Source organism: Brevibacterium sp. AGC70 (assembly GCF_057334195.1).
Genome location: NZ_JBHFIH010000010.1, coordinates 138,312 through 151,956, shown reverse-complemented (window position 1 = coordinate 151,956; position 13,645 = coordinate 138,312). Strand labels below are relative to the sequence as shown.

The window sequence follows — 13,645 nt, the reverse complement described above, 5'->3', positions numbered from 1 at the left end:
TTCACGCAGCCCTCCCCACTCAAACATTCCCAGGCGCCTCAGCACTTACGAAGTCCGCCTCCCGTCGCCTCAGCTCAGGTGGTGCACCTCCTGCACCCCGTACACCGGGGTATCCAACCCCTCAAATCGAGCCTTGAGCTGGAGCCCCAAGTACAGCGAGTAGTGCCGCGACTGGTGAAGATTGCCGCCCATGAACCACAGGTTCTCCTGCTGAGTGGGCTTCCACATGTTCCGCTCCTCGCCCTCCCATGGGCCGGGGTCCTTGGCAGTGTCCGAGCCCAGGCCCCAGCATTTGCCCACTTTGTCCGCCGTCTCCTGATCGACGAGGTCGGCCACCCAGCCGTTCATTGACCCATATCCGGTGGCATAGACGACGAGGTCCGCAGGCAGCTCGGTCCCATCGGCGAGGACCACAGAGGTCTCGGTCAGATGATCGACGTCTCCCTTGGCCAGCTTCACCTTGCCGTCGGCGACGAGTTCTGCCGAACCGACGTCGATGTAGTAGCCCGAGCCGCGGCGCAGGTACTTGAGGAAGAGCCCGGACTCGTCGTCGCCGAAGTCGAGATCGAAACCGGCGTCTTCCATGCGCTGGTAGAAATCCTTGTCGCGTTCCTTCATCTGGTCGTAGAGCGGAATCTGGAATTCGTGCATGATCCGATACGGCAAGGAAGCGAAGATCAGGTCCGCCTTCTCGGTCGTCACGCCGTTGGCCAGCGCCTTCTCCGAGTAGAGGTCGCCGAGCCCGATCTCCATGAGGGAGTCGCTTTTGACGATGTGTGTGCTAGAGCGCTGCACCATCGTGACATCGGCCCCGTGTTCGTAAAGAGCGCCGCAGATGTCGAAGGCGGAGTTGTTGCTGCCGATGACGACGACCTTCTTGCCCGTATAGGCGTCGGGACCCCGGTGCTGCGAGGAATGCTGCTGCTCTCCTCTGAATATGTCGGCACCAGGGAAGGATGGGACATTCGGTTTGCCCGACATCCCCGTGGCCATTACCAGGTGCGCCGGGTTGAGCGTCACATTCTTACCGTCGCGGTCGACTTCCACCGTCCACTTTTTGGCCTCCTCGTCATACCTCGCCGAGTTCGCAGTCGTCGATGACCAGTAAGGAATCTCCATCACCTTGGTGTAGAACTCCAACCAATCGGCAATCTTGTCCTTGGGCGCGAATACGGGCCAGTTATCGGGGAATTTGAGATAGGGCAGGTGGTCGTACCACACGGGGTCGTGCAGGCACAGCGACTTGTACCGTGAACGCCACTGGTCTCCCGGCCGTTCCCACCGATCGATGACGAGCGCCGGGACTCCCATCTGACGCAGGCGAGCGCCGAGCGCAATGCCGCCCTGTCCCCCGCCGACGACGAGAGTATACGGCTGCGCGGTGTCTCCCCAGGCTGCGTCCTCCTCTGCAAGCTTCTCCGACCAGCTCTTCCGCGCAGGATCGACGCCGTGTTCGGCTCCCTTGACCCGCCGGTCTCCGCGAGGTTCTTCATAACCTGTCAATTCTTGCAACGAGGTGAGCATGGTCCATGCTTTGGTCCCGTCCTCGTCGATGAGTCGCACCAGACCCTTGCCGCGGCCGACAGAGGTGGCGAAGGTGAACCATGCTTCGGTGACTCCGTCGGCGGTGGTGGCGGGATCGCTGAGCTCGAAATCGGATGGCGAGACCCGGTCCGCGTTCACGGTCAACATGTCCCTGACCCCGTCATGGTTCTCCACCGTATTGAGGTTCCACGTGAAAGACACGAGATCCCTCCAGTAACTCGTGGTGGCGAACAGTCCCACTGCTGCTTCGATGTCACGCACCCGCAGTGCAGATTCGAAGCTGCTGAGCCACTCGGTCGCAATGTCATCGGCGGTGAGCTGTGTGCGATCAATTGTCGTTGTCATGTCACTCCTCTTCGTTGAGCTGTGTGTCCTCAAGCTATCCCGCCAAGAACAGCCGCGGAAGAGTTGCATCGAGTTGCATGGTCAGTGCCGACGACCGCACCTATACTCGTCATATGCCTCAGCCGGATCTGGCGCATCTCGCCAGAGATCTGACACGCATTCACGATGCCGTGATCACCGGCGGTTCACCGCCGAAGCAACCGCGAGCGCTCGTTGCGCGCTCGTGGGACCGAATGCTGCGCCTGGGTCTTGACCCGGCTGGTGACAATCGCAGAATCTTCTCCGCCGAGGCGGACGTCGAGTCCCGTAGGCACAGATCGAAGCTTCGCCTGATCGTCGAAGAACTGAAATCTGTGCTTCTGAGGATGCCCGATGCCAGCAGCTTCATCCTCGTCGTCGCCGATGCCGAGGGCGTGATCTTGTGGCGCGACGGAGCCACCGCGGCCAGACGTCAGGCTGATGTTCTCGGATTCGCCGAAGGCGCCCACTGGTCCGAGTCCAAGGTGGGCACGAATGCCATCGGCACAGCTCTGGCCGAGGAAGCTCCAGTTCAGCTGTTCTCCGCCGAGCACTTCGAAACGTCACAGCACCCCTGGTACTGCAGTGCGGTTCCCATCCATGGCCCAGTAGACGGCAGGCTCCTCGGAGTCGTGGACATCAGCGGGCCGGCACTCACTCTTCATCCTGCTGTTCAGTCTCTGGTCACGACTGCCGTTCACCTGGCGCAGGCGAGGCTCTCGCTCATCCAGCAGGAGCAGCTGAGCAGTTTGCGGAATCGCATGTCCATTGTCCTCAGCGGCAGTCACGGTCCTGCGCTGGTCGTCGACGACGATGGATGGGTCGCCTATCAGCAGGGTGTGCGCAGCCGCGATCGGATCGAAGTGCCGGCACCTGACCGCACGATCCTCATCCCCGGCGCTGGACTGTGCCTGCCGGAGAAGATCACCGGCGGGTGGCTGTTGAGACCAGCAGAGACTGTCGACGATGCACAAGTCTCGGTCACGCTGCGACAGACAAGCCAACCGGCGGTGCTCGAGATCAACTCCGGCGGTGATCCGCTCACCGTTCCGCTCACGCCACGGCGTGCGCAGATCCTCGCCGCGATCACCTCGGCGGGGCCTTCTGGAATCAGCGCTGCCGATCTCAGTCGCACGCTCTACGGCGATGCCGAGCATCTGGTCACGGTGCGTGCAGAAGTCTCCCGCCTCCGCCGCTCGATCGGCGCGCTTCTTGCGACTCAGCCTTATCGCTGGGCAGAGGGCGTCAGCGCGAGACGCGCGTAATCCAGCATGACCCGCAGGTGAGAAAGCACGTGCAGGATCAGTTTCCAGCCGCGTCGAGCCACCACCGATAGCGCATGCGCAGTGCTCTTTCCGTGCTGGCGAGCGCGGCAACGAGACCCAGACCGATCGACAGCCATAGGGGAAGGTGGATCAACGGCTCGACGGGCCCGATCTGTTCAGCAATCGGCGGAATTCTCAAGATCGGCACGGCGATCTGCTGCAGCAGCAGGCCGACGCCCACCAGCAGCGCAACAATTGAGACTATTCCGATCAGCCGGCTCAGTTGTGGCCGGCGCTCGTCGAAACGGGCTCGGCGGCCTTCTGCGGAATGAACATCGGGGTGCATTTGCCGTTCAACTCCGGCATCGGACACGAAGTGGCAGCGCTTCAATCCGAAATTGCTGGCGGCAACTTCAATCGCTCCGCCCTCGACCGGGAAGACTGCGGGGGCCCGGGATACTGCGTGCTGGAGGCCATTGCGATAGAGAAACACCTTCACGTAGCCGTTCTCGTCCGTCTTCCACTGCCGCACGTCCACTGAGTATTCACTGCAGCGACCAGTCGAATCGGCGATTTCCAAGTGAAAGAGTGACCGACCCAGCAGTTGCCACCAACGGAATCTCTTCAAGAGTCTTCCGTCTCCGGCCTCTATCCGTCTGACTGCTCGCTGTCGGCGCCATTGCTTGAACATCTGGGTGCCCTCCCTGGCCCTAGACACAGGACCAACACAGTGTGTTGGTGGAAACACCAGTACACTAACACAGTGTGTTGCTTGGAGGAATCGCAGAGAAGAAGCCGGTATGTGAATGAGTGAACGTGAGGACTCGAACACCCGCGAGCGAATACTCGCCGCGGCTGCAGACATCATCACCGAAGACGGCGTGACAGCGAAGCTGAGTGTGCGTGCGATCGCTGCGCGAGTCGGGGTGAGTACAGGGTCGCTGCGCCACCACTTCCCCACCCAGCAGGCGCTGCGGGACGAAGTCATGCGGCGCGCCTATGACTGGATGTTGGCGGACACCGACATCCACAACTCGACGATTCCCGCTCGAGATCGGCTCGTCGAGTGCCTTCTTCAGGTGCTGGCAGCGGCCAGAGCCGGAGCTGAAGCACGCGAGGCGATGACGGCGGTCAGCACTGCCTTCATCGTCGCGGACCAGAACGAGCAGGTACGCGAGACGTACCTCGCTATTCAGCGTGATGGGCAACGGAGAACAGAGGATTGGCTGCGTGTGCTCGCTGATGAGGGTGGGGTCCCCGACCGAGGCGACATCCCACGCCTTGCGCGCTTCCTATGCACCGTCCTCAATGGAATCGCCCTCGAACGAGCTCTGCCCGCTGAGGACTCACTCTCGCAGCTGGAGAAGCAGACTCTCTACGTTGCGGCCGACGCTGTGCTCGGGGATCACTCCTGATCTGCGCCCGCACCCCGATAGGTCCCGAAGCTCCACAGCACCCCTTCGGAGTCGGTGACGCTGAAGTCCTTGGACCCATAGTCCTGTTCACTCAGCCCCATGACCTTCGTGGCACCGGCCGCGATCGCGCGTTGATAGAGCTCCTCGACTCGGCCTGTGGCGATGTATACCGAGCCTGCTGCGACTCCGGTCTTCGTCATGACACCGCCGTCGTCACGCGTGGAGCCGAGCATGACTCCCCCACCTTCTGGCCAACGCAGTTCAGCGTGATCGACTCGCTGCGGGACATCGGCGTTCGTGTACTCAGCGACGACTTCGAAGCCGAAGGCGTCCTGTAGGAACGCGATCGCGGCCTTCGCATCTCGGTAGCGGAATGTGGGCCAGACATTGGCTCCGGTGGTCGTTGACATGATGTGTCCCTTCTTCGTCGTATCGGTCCACACCATCGTGGACCCGGCGCCACCTCGGCGGCTTGGACATTTGGGAACTGCGCGGGCCGCGGAGACAAAGGGTGCAGCTGCACCGACACTCGCCGAGGCGGCGCTTACCGATCCAGCGGACGTCGTTCCCGGTCCTGCCGCACCATGGGGTCCTCGGTCAGCCACAGGGACGGACTGGTGCCGGCGAGCAGTCGGAAGTCGCGGTTGAGATGGGATTGGTCGGCATAACCGCAGGTCGCGGCGATATCTGCCAACGTCCGAGACTGCGCCGAGATCATTCGTCTCGCCTGATCGAATCGCATGACCCGCGCCGCCTCCTTAGGTCCGATGCCGAATTCTGCACGGAACACTCCGTTGAGGTGGCGTCTGCTCCAACCGATCCGATCCGCCACGAGAGAGACGGGCAGCCCGCCGTGGCTGCGGGCGATCAGCTGCCAGGAGCTGACCACCTCGGGCCGAGGCTGGGTGCCTTCGTGAACGGCGCGCACGAGGACCTCGTCGATGGCATCGAAGCGGGCAGACCAGGTCGTGGCTTCGTTGACGCGCCCGTGCAGCTCGGCGGCGATGGGTCGTGCGATCTCGGCAAGATCGTGCGTGCGATGAGCGAGGTCGACGGCAGGGGTGTCGAAGAGGATGCGAGGAGCGAAGGGGGTGAAGTTGATCTGAATTCCGGCCATTGCGCCGTTATGCCTGATGAGGGTCGGCCGCAGATGCAGGCCCGCGAGCAGTACGTCGAACGACTCGGTGCACTCGGTTGCCGCGTCGTATTGGTGCAGCGGTTCGTCGATGGAGACGATGAACGTCAAGGTGCCCGATGGCAGCCCGAGATGTGTCCCGGCGGGGACGCCCGAAACGTCGTAGGCGACATAGTCACCCACGAAGGGGCACAGGCGCGGGTGTGGCCTGCGAATGAGGTCATCCCGAGTCGCCGCGGACATGACAGCAGTGTAGACCCGGGGTCTGACACTGGCTTGGCCCACCGGCCGCTGTTCAGGTCTGCCCGCAGATCCTCAGACCGGGCACTTCACCCCTCAGCGGTCGCGCTCCACACCAGATCCGTGAATTCCCTGTCGAGGTCGAGTCCGAATTCAGTCGACAGCACCTCGGCGAATTCCGTGGCATCAGACAGGGTCCGTTCGTGTCGGTCGGGTCGCGCACCGCCGATCATGCGCCGCAGTCGGCGCCCCTCCAAAGTGACCCTGCCGCCTTCGGGCAGCGGCAGAGCGAGGATCGGCGGACCGGTGAACCGCGACCCGGGTTTCGTCGAGGTGAACCAGTTCGCCAGGTCCAGATCGGCCTGCTGGCGAGGGACTTCGCTGAACGCATAGACGGTGCGAAAGTCCTGGTCATCTCTTGCTCGTGATTGGAGCACCCAGTCGCTGTCGGCGCGCAGCTGAGGTGTGAGAACAGACCTGGCGGGGACAAGTCGGTGTTCGCCGTGGGACGTCATTCTCGCCGCAGCGGATTCGGAGAGCTCGAGCGCAGCTTCCGGTGTTCCCCCGCCGAAGCCGGAATCAATGAGAAAACGACGGCCGTCGAGGTCGACGATGGTCGCCTGGTGAGTCAGTGCTCCCGGTGCCGTCTGCCCGTCGCCGAGGTGGACTCGGGCCAGAATCGGGTGTGCCCTCAGACCCAGATCGGTGACGACCCCGCGGATGAGTGACGCATGCTCGTGGCAGTATCCGCCCCGACCATCAGTGAGCAGTTTGCCCGCGGCTACGTCGACATCGATGGCAACGGCCTTGAGGTCTCCCCTGGCGCGAAAGGCAACGACGTCGAGATTCTCAAAGCAGATCGAGTGCGTGTGCGCGACCAGGATCTCGTCGAGAAGTTCGACAGTCTGCGCACAGGATCCCTGAGCACGTCGATGCAATTCGGGGGCAGAATCACTCAATCCGAGCCGATCCGCATAACGGCTGAGAAGCGAAGCGTGCGTCATGTGACGACCTCCTTGGGGTTCCTGTCATTGTCTGATTCGATCCTATGACTGAGGGGGCTGGGAACCCTATTGCGGTTTGATGCCGCCACCCTATTGACATATGCAGGCAAATGCCTGCATATTAGAGATGTGACCGACGCCGACACACTCGACAAAGTGTTCAAAGCCCTCGCCGACTCAACCCGCCGACGACTCCTTGACGTCCTCCGCCAAGAGGATGGGCAGTCACTGAGCGAGCTCTGCGAAGGACTCTCGATGGCCAGACAGTCAGTGACACAGCACTTGAATCTGCTCGTCGACGCCGACCTGGTCACGATCGTCCGACACGGAAGAGAACGACGACACTACCTGAACTCGCACCCGATCCATGAGATGCAGAATCGATGGACCCGCGAGTTCGACCAGCACCACTTCGACGTCATCGACGCCGTCAAGAGAAGAGCCGAGGAGACAGCCATGACCACCACCGAAGAATTTCCCGATTTCGTCTATGTCACCTATATCCGAGCCACTCCGCAGCAGGTCTGGGACGCGCTCACCGACCCCGAGATCACGCGCCTGTACTGGGACGATGTCGCCGTTGTCTCCGACTGGCAGGTCGGGTCGTCATGGGCTCACCACAAAGGCGGACCGGACGGCAAAGCCGATGTCTGGGGCAAGATCCTCGAGACCGATCCACCGAAAAAACTCGTCTTCACCTTCCAACCCATCGACCAGGATCTCGACGACGAGGGCTCCGTTGCCTCATACCTCATCGAGCAGTCCGGCGAAGTGGTGAAACTGACCGTCACCCACACGAACTTCGCCGATTCCAGTCTGCACACCGGAATCTCGAAAGGCTGGCCCGCGGTTCTCGCCGGGCTCAAGTCCTACCTGGAGACCGGTCAGGCACTGCCCGACGACAGCTGGGACATGGCGGTGCGCTGAGCACCGTCACTCCTGCAGCGCAGACTCCGCCTGCAGCACGGACTCCAGCAAGCCCGGGAAGCGCGCATCGATGTCGTCCCGCCGCAGCGTCAAGCGGCGGTTCCGGCCGTGCAGTTCACTGATGATGACGCCGGCTTCGCGCAGCACCTTGACCTGATGCGAACGCGTGGACTTCGGTGCGCTCGGATCCAGTGCCGAGCAGTTCGCCATGTCCATTGGACCCTCCTTAAGCTGCTGAACCAGAGCGAGTCTGGCCTCGTCGCTCAGCGCGAAGAGCACAGACGTCAGTTCGATGTCCTCACGATCGGGATGCGGCAGTTTTTCGTTAGCAACCATAGTTCGATAATAGTTGAACTGTTTGAGAATGTCGTATAACCTCCAAGAATGGTTCCAAAAGTTTCGAACACTATGGAGGAGGCTTCTGTCTCCGCGGTTCAGCCGGCACCCACCTATGTTTGGTGGTCACGCGAGCGCTGGCGTCTGCGCCTAGTCCTGATCGCCACCTCGGCGATGATGGCCGGAGCCAGCGCTCCGTCGCCGTTCTACCCTGTCATCCAGGCCGATTTCGGCTTTGCTCCGGTGATGATCACGGTGGTGTTCGCCGCTTACGCCGTGGCATTGCTGGCGGCACTGCTCACTGCAGGCGCACTCTCCGATCACATCGGACGCCGCCCCGTCATCTGCGCGGCGTTCGTCGTGCTCGCCATCAGCATGTTTATGTTCTGGCATGCCGACAGCGCTGCAGCACTGATCCTCTCCCGAGTCATCCAAGGAATTGCCAGCGGAATTCTGCTGTCGACCCTCTCGGCGACGGTCGTCGACCTGGAACTGCCGCACAAGCCAGGATCAGCCTCGTCATGGAACGCGATTTCGGCAATGGCTGGCCTAGCCATCGGCGGACTGTTCGCCGGAGCAACTCTCGCCGCACTCGTCGTGAGCAGCGGCGCCGCGGTGGTCTTCGGAACCCTCGTGGGAACATATCTGCTGTTGGCCATCATCGTCTGGGTCCTGCCGGAGACCTCGGCCCGACGACGAGGAGCCTGGGCATCTTTGCTGCCGCGCGCGGCTCTGCCCCGGGAAGTCCGCAAGGCGTTCCTGTTCGCCGTGCCTGCCTTCGTCGCCGGCTGGGCCACGGGAGGCTTGTACCTCTCCCTCGGCTCAAACATCATCACCACCGAGTTCCATACGAGTTCCCACCTCGTCAGCGGACTCGTCGTCACGATGCTCGCCGGTTCCGGAGGACTGGCCGGATTCTTCATGCGCAACCGATCCGCGCGCACCGTGACCCTCTACGGCACGATCTCACTCGCCGTCGGCAGCACTCTCACCCTGGTGGCCCTGACCCTCACCTCGCCGGAACTGTACTGCCTCGCCGTCATCATCACCGGAACCGGCTTCGGCACGGCCTTCCCGGGTGCTCTGAAGACCATCCAGGCAGTCGTGAAGCCGGAGGCCAACGCCGAGGTGATGGCCGCAGTCTTCGTCGTCTGCTATCTGGCATTCGGCCTTCCGGTCGTCATCGCCGGGATCCTCGTCCCCGCCATCGGACTCTTCGCAACCGCATGCTGGTACGGCGGCTTCGTGGCATTCCTTGCCCTCTGCGCGGCACTCCTGCGCTGGTTCAGCGGCGGACGCCTAAACTCGGCCGGCACCCAGAGCGCTTAAGTTCACCCCCAGGGCTGGGGCTTCAGCCCGTGCCCGCCCCGATAATTCGGTGAGTTCGGTTCCCTCCAGTCGCCGAGGAGGCCCTCCGGCAACGCATAGACGGTGACCTTGAGTGGGTGACAGTTCTCGACAGGGTCCTCGTTGTCCTCGCCGAACATCGGCTTGGACAGGTCTCCCCCAGGACAGGTCGAGAGTGCTGCCAACAGATCCTGCTCCGCGAAGAATTCGAAATGGTCACCCTGTTGGGCAGGACAGGTCTTCATGAAATATTCGTCTTTGTCGTTCAGACCCGTGCATTGGAAGACGTTGAGGACATCGTGGACGTCGAACTCCGTCAGTCCGAACGGGAGAATGGCTCGGACAAGATTCGAGTGACAGTGATAGTCGAAGTCGACGCTGTTGAGCATCGTGGAGACATAGGGATCACAACGCGTGCCGAGAGTGTCGTGGAGGCGACCGCCCTCGGAATCTGTGCCATAGTCAGCCAAAGTGTCGCCGACGATCGTGGCCATGGGGCGCAGGAACGGCAGTGTCGACCACAGCCGGTCGAACGTCGAGACGTGTGCCGCCTGCAGCTGACGGGTCCGCGATGCCCAGAACCTCTCCCGAGGATCGTGCCGATTCCACAGGTTGAGGTCCCCGACCTGCGGCCCCTCAACGGTGGAGATCCGACAGACATGACCGGCTGGTACCTCCCAAGCCTGTCCCGAACGGATCGGGATAGTGAACTCCCCGACGACTTCGCGCCGTTCGGTCTGCTCACCGATGGGCCGATAGAAGTCACGATCGACTTCGAGGGCTGGGCCCTGATAGGCGGCCTCGGTCAGTCGCGGTTGCTGCGACATTTGGTGTCCTTTCCTTGGGCGTTGGCCATCTGCTTCCCTAATATCCGCTTCCACGGCAATGCTGTCAGCAGAGAGAGGACAGCGATGGCCAGAAACACCATCACGATCGGCTGCGAGATGACTGCCCCGAAGTCTCCACCAGTCAGGCCGAGGGCCTGCTGCAAGTTGCGTTCGAGCATTTCTCCCAGGACCAGTCCGATGACCAGCAGCGCCAGTGACATTCCGACCAGACGCATCACGTAGCCCAGAACACCGAAGCCCAGCGCAATGTAGACATCGGTTGCCGAGTTGTGGATGCTATAGCACGAGATGAGAGCCAGCATGAGGATCACCGGTGCCATATACGGCATGGGAATCGCGAGGATTTTGGCCAGGAGCGGGGAGGCCGCAATGTTGATGATCACGCCGAGGATGGCGCTGATCAGGAGCGCGCCGATGATCGTCCAGCCTAAAACGGGATTGGCGTCGAAAAACCCCGGTCCGGGGTCGAGCCCGTACATCATCAGATAGGCCAGCAGCACCGCGGTCGTTCCTGACCCGGGGATGCCCAGAGTCAGCAGCGGAACCATCGACCCGGACACAGCAGCGTTGTTCGCAGCTTCGGGTGCGACGAGTCCTCGCACTGCCCCCTTGCCCATTCCCGCGGAGGCGGGTGCCAGCCGCTTCTCCAGACCGTAGGAGAAGAATGCCGAGATCGTCGTCCCCGCTCCTGGAAGGACTCCGGAGACGAATCCGATGACCGAGCCGCGCAGGCTCGGCAGAGTTCCCTGTCTGAGTTCGCCTTTGGTCGGGAAGAAGCGGCCACTGAGGCGGGACAGACCCTGGCCGGTGTTGCCCATCATTGTACTGGCAAGGATCTCACCGACTCCGAAGACTCCGATGATCGCTACGATCGGTTCGACGCCTTCCAGCAGCGTGAACGTGCCGAACGTGAATCGCGGCAGCCCAGATTGGAGTTCGATGCCGACCGTGGAGATCGCGACACCGATGACCACAGCGGTCAGACCGAGCATCGGAGCATTTCCCACCAGCGTGGCGCTGAGAACGAGGGCCATGACGACCACGGCGAAGTAGGCGGCCGGGCCGAATGCCAACCCCAGCTCGGACATCGGCCCTGCGATGAATGCCAGCCCCAGAAACGCGAGAAGGCTGCCCACGAACGAAGCGAGGGCTGAGATCGTCAGGGCTGTGGCTGCTCTGCCCTTGAGAGCCATCGGGTGTCCATCAAGCGTGGTCATGATCGCGCCGGGGTCGCCCGGGATGTTGAGCAGGATCGCCGAGATCCGACCACCGTATTCGGCGCCGAGATACAACGACACCATCAGCGGCAGAGACAGTTCGGCGGGCATGGTGATCGCCACGGGCAGAAGCAGTGCAATCGCCGTCGAGGGTCCGACCCCGGGGAGGAGACCGGCGACGGTCCCGATGAGCACGCCGAGGAGGATGACGAGAAGCAGGATCGGCGACGTGGTGATCGACCCCAGCGCGCCCAGCAGGTCGGTCCAGGAGCTCATAGGTTCAGTCCTCCGAAGAGCAGGTACTCGATCCAACCGACGGGCAGGAGCACGTTCAACCACACGTCGAAGACGAGGAAGAGCACCAGGCCGATGACCAGGCCCACGGCCAGCAGCCACGCAGTGCGCTTGAGTGACGGCCTGACCCCGAAGACGAATGTGGAGGTCAGGACCGAGAATATGGCAGCCGCCTCGGCGAATCCGATGAGGAAGATCGACGCAGTGAAGAGTGCGAACAGCACGATGCAGATGGCGACTCGCGCCAGCTCCATCTTCGATACCGGCTGCACCTCGACGCGTCCGCGAAGCAGGGTGAGCACGCCGAGTGCGGTGGTGCAGGTCAGGACGATGGCGACGACGACAGGGAAGGCTCTGGGCCCGATTCCTTCGTCGGTCCCCGTGTTCGGCAGCAGCAGAGCGTTGACCAGATAGAAGACGGCGATGGCGCCGAGGACTACTGCGGCGATGCCCGTCGATAGGGCGGTGCTCTCTGTCTTCGACCCCGCTTCGCGCGGCGTCTCGATCAGCGTCGGTTCAGATGTCATTTTGCCAATCCCACCTTTTCGAGCACTTCGGTCGATTCCTTCTTCTCAGGCAGAATGACCGAATCCAACCATTCGTCACCCGGCATGTATGCGGGGTCGATGCCCAAGGCGTCTGCTTGGTCCTTGAATTCTTCCGACTCGACGCTGCTCTTGAGGGAGGCCTGCCACCATCCAACGGCTTCGTCCGACATTCCGGCGGGACCGAAGACGCCGCGCCAGTGGTTGATCGTGATGTCCATGTCGAGGTCGTGCCAGGTCGGTGCTCCCTTGGCCGGGCCGTCGGTGAGAGTCTTCGGCGCTGAAACGGCGATGATCTCGACGTCGCCGGATTCGACGAGCTCCATCGCTTCAGAGAGTCCTGTCGAGGCAACGTCAACGCGACCACCCAGAAGTTCGTTGTTGAGGTCGCCTCCGTCGGAGAATGCAACCAGCTTCAACGACGCCAGGTCGTCGATGCCGTATTCACTGGCCGGTCGGAGCACATTGAGCTGGTCATCGCTGGGGACGGTGCCGATGCCGAACTTCACGGACTTGGGATCGTCCTTGACGCTGTCGAGGACCTTCTCGGGTGAGTCGAACTCCGAGTCGGACCTGGCCAGCCAGACTTCATAGTCGGTGGTCAGCTGGGCGATCGGGGTGAAGTCGTCAAGTGACATGTCGGTGGTCCCGGTGATGTGCGACAGAAAGACACGATTGGATTCGAAGACCACGCTGGTCCCGTCATTTTCACGCTGGAGGATGGCCGCACGGGCAGGGTTGCCGCCGCCTCCGCCCATGTTCTCAATCGTCATCAGGCTGCCGACGCCGGCGGCTTCGAGTCCGTCCTTCGTCATCCGCGCGGTCAGGTCGAGTCCGCCCCCTGGCGATCCGGCTGCAATGGCAGTGACCTGTGGTGGTGGAAACCCCTCGTTGCGATCGATGTCGGGCATACATGCAGTCGTCGACATGAGAGTCATCAGCGCAACTACGGCGGCCAAGGGCTTTCGCATCGGACGATTCGGCGGCAAAGAAGCTGGTGTTCGCATCGGCGCGAACAGCGTAGTGAACATAGCGTTCGACGCTAGCAGTCAACAAGGTGGGTTCTCAATGAATGTTGCGAATATGAGATGAGTCGCCTGAACCGGCGACAGCCAGTGCCGGAATTCGGGAGTCGGAGACTGAGACGACTTCGGCGGTGACCGT

14 protein-coding genes are annotated in these 13,645 nt (G+C 62.2%); 4 read left to right on the top strand and 10 right to left on the bottom strand.

Features of this window, described 5'->3' with window-relative positions; genetic code table 11:
• Positions 1–69 precede the first annotated feature (69 nt).
• Positions 70–1,890, bottom strand: coding sequence for a flavin-containing monooxygenase (locus ACE03M_RS08250; protein WP_485933502.1), 1,821 nt, complete (start codon positions 1,888–1,890; stop codon positions 70–72).
• Between the two features lie 113 nt (positions 1,891–2,003).
• Between ACE03M_RS08250 and ACE03M_RS08245 the strand changes: the two genes are divergently transcribed.
• Positions 2,004–3,173 carry a GAF domain-containing protein gene (locus ACE03M_RS08245; protein ID WP_485933501.1) on the top strand — a complete coding sequence of 390 codons (1,170 nt, stop codon included), beginning with the start codon at positions 2,004–2,006 and terminating at the stop codon, positions 3,171–3,173.
• A 37-nt stretch (positions 3,174–3,210) separates the two neighbouring features.
• On the opposite strand, the gene ACE03M_RS08240 is transcribed toward ACE03M_RS08245, so the two are convergent.
• Positions 3,211–3,753: a hypothetical protein gene (locus ACE03M_RS08240; protein ID WP_485933500.1), complete on the bottom strand. Its 543-nt coding sequence runs from the start codon at positions 3,751–3,753 to the stop codon at positions 3,211–3,213.
• A gap of 226 nt (positions 3,754–3,979) precedes the next feature.
• On the opposite strand from ACE03M_RS08240, the gene ACE03M_RS08235 reads away from it, so the two are divergent.
• Positions 3,980–4,588, top strand: coding sequence for a TetR/AcrR family transcriptional regulator (locus ACE03M_RS08235; protein ID WP_485933498.1), 609 nt, complete (start codon positions 3,980–3,982; stop codon positions 4,586–4,588).
• On the opposite strand, the gene ACE03M_RS08230 is transcribed toward ACE03M_RS08235, so the two are convergent.
• The 3 genes from ACE03M_RS08230 to ACE03M_RS08220 all read right to left on the bottom strand — a co-directional run bounded on the left by ACE03M_RS08230 (position 4,579) and on the right by ACE03M_RS08220 (position 6,967).
• Positions 4,579–4,998: a VOC family protein gene (locus tag ACE03M_RS08230; protein WP_485933497.1), complete on the bottom strand. Its 420-nt coding sequence runs from the start codon at positions 4,996–4,998 to the stop codon at positions 4,579–4,581. The two genes, ACE03M_RS08235 and ACE03M_RS08230, sit on opposite strands and share 10 nt — an antisense overlap.
• Before the next feature lie 134 nt (positions 4,999–5,132).
• Positions 5,133–5,966 carry a helix-turn-helix transcriptional regulator gene (locus ACE03M_RS08225; protein ID WP_485933495.1) on the bottom strand — a complete coding sequence of 278 codons (834 nt, stop codon included), beginning with the start codon at positions 5,964–5,966 and terminating at the stop codon, positions 5,133–5,135.
• 86 nt (positions 5,967–6,052) lie between these two features.
• Complete coding sequence (locus ACE03M_RS08220; RefSeq protein WP_485933494.1) at positions 6,053–6,967, bottom strand: arylamine N-acetyltransferase family protein; 915 nt, start codon at positions 6,965–6,967, stop codon at positions 6,053–6,055.
• 129 nt (positions 6,968–7,096) lie between these two features.
• Between ACE03M_RS08220 and ACE03M_RS08215 the strand changes: the two genes are divergently transcribed.
• Positions 7,097–7,894, top strand: coding sequence for an ArsR/SmtB family transcription factor (locus tag ACE03M_RS08215; RefSeq protein WP_143923589.1), 798 nt, complete (start codon positions 7,097–7,099; stop codon positions 7,892–7,894).
• A gap of 6 nt (positions 7,895–7,900) precedes the next feature.
• Here the strand turns inward: ACE03M_RS08215 and ACE03M_RS08210 are convergent, their stop codons facing one another.
• On the bottom strand, positions 7,901–8,230 hold the full coding sequence (locus ACE03M_RS08210) for an ArsR/SmtB family transcription factor (RefSeq protein WP_143923590.1): 330 nt from the start codon (positions 8,228–8,230) through the stop codon (positions 7,901–7,903).
• 48 nt (positions 8,231–8,278) lie between these two features.
• On the opposite strand from ACE03M_RS08210, the gene ACE03M_RS08205 reads away from it, so the two are divergent.
• A complete protein-coding gene (locus ACE03M_RS08205) occupies positions 8,279–9,559 on the top strand; it encodes an MFS transporter (RefSeq protein ID WP_485933492.1) in 1,281 nt (426 codons plus the stop codon).
• Positions 9,560–9,561: 2 nt separating this feature from the next.
• Here the strand turns inward: ACE03M_RS08205 and ACE03M_RS08200 are convergent, their stop codons facing one another.
• Genes ACE03M_RS08200 through ACE03M_RS08185 form a run of 4 tightly spaced genes read right to left on the bottom strand, consistent with a single transcriptional unit; the run spans position 9,562 to position 13,452 of the window.
• Positions 9,562–10,404 (bottom strand): urea carboxylase-associated family protein, encoded by an 843-nt coding sequence (locus ACE03M_RS08200; protein WP_485933491.1) that lies wholly within the window; start codon positions 10,402–10,404, stop codon positions 9,562–9,564.
• Entirely contained in the window at positions 10,383–11,918 is a 1,536-nt protein-coding gene (locus ACE03M_RS08195) for a tripartite tricarboxylate transporter permease (protein ID WP_485933490.1), read from the bottom strand. The genes ACE03M_RS08200 and ACE03M_RS08195 overlap by 22 nt, the downstream gene beginning before the upstream one ends.
• Positions 11,915–12,463 carry a tripartite tricarboxylate transporter TctB family protein gene (locus ACE03M_RS08190; protein WP_485933489.1) on the bottom strand — a complete coding sequence of 183 codons (549 nt, stop codon included), beginning with the start codon at positions 12,461–12,463 and terminating at the stop codon, positions 11,915–11,917. Before ACE03M_RS08190 ends, ACE03M_RS08195 begins: the two co-directional genes overlap by 4 nt.
• Positions 12,460–13,452, bottom strand: a complete 993-nt coding sequence (locus ACE03M_RS08185; protein ID WP_485933488.1) for a Bug family tripartite tricarboxylate transporter substrate binding protein — start codon at positions 13,450–13,452, stop codon at positions 12,460–12,462. Before ACE03M_RS08185 ends, ACE03M_RS08190 begins: the two co-directional genes overlap by 4 nt.
• Between the last annotated feature and the right edge of the window lie 193 nt (positions 13,453–13,645).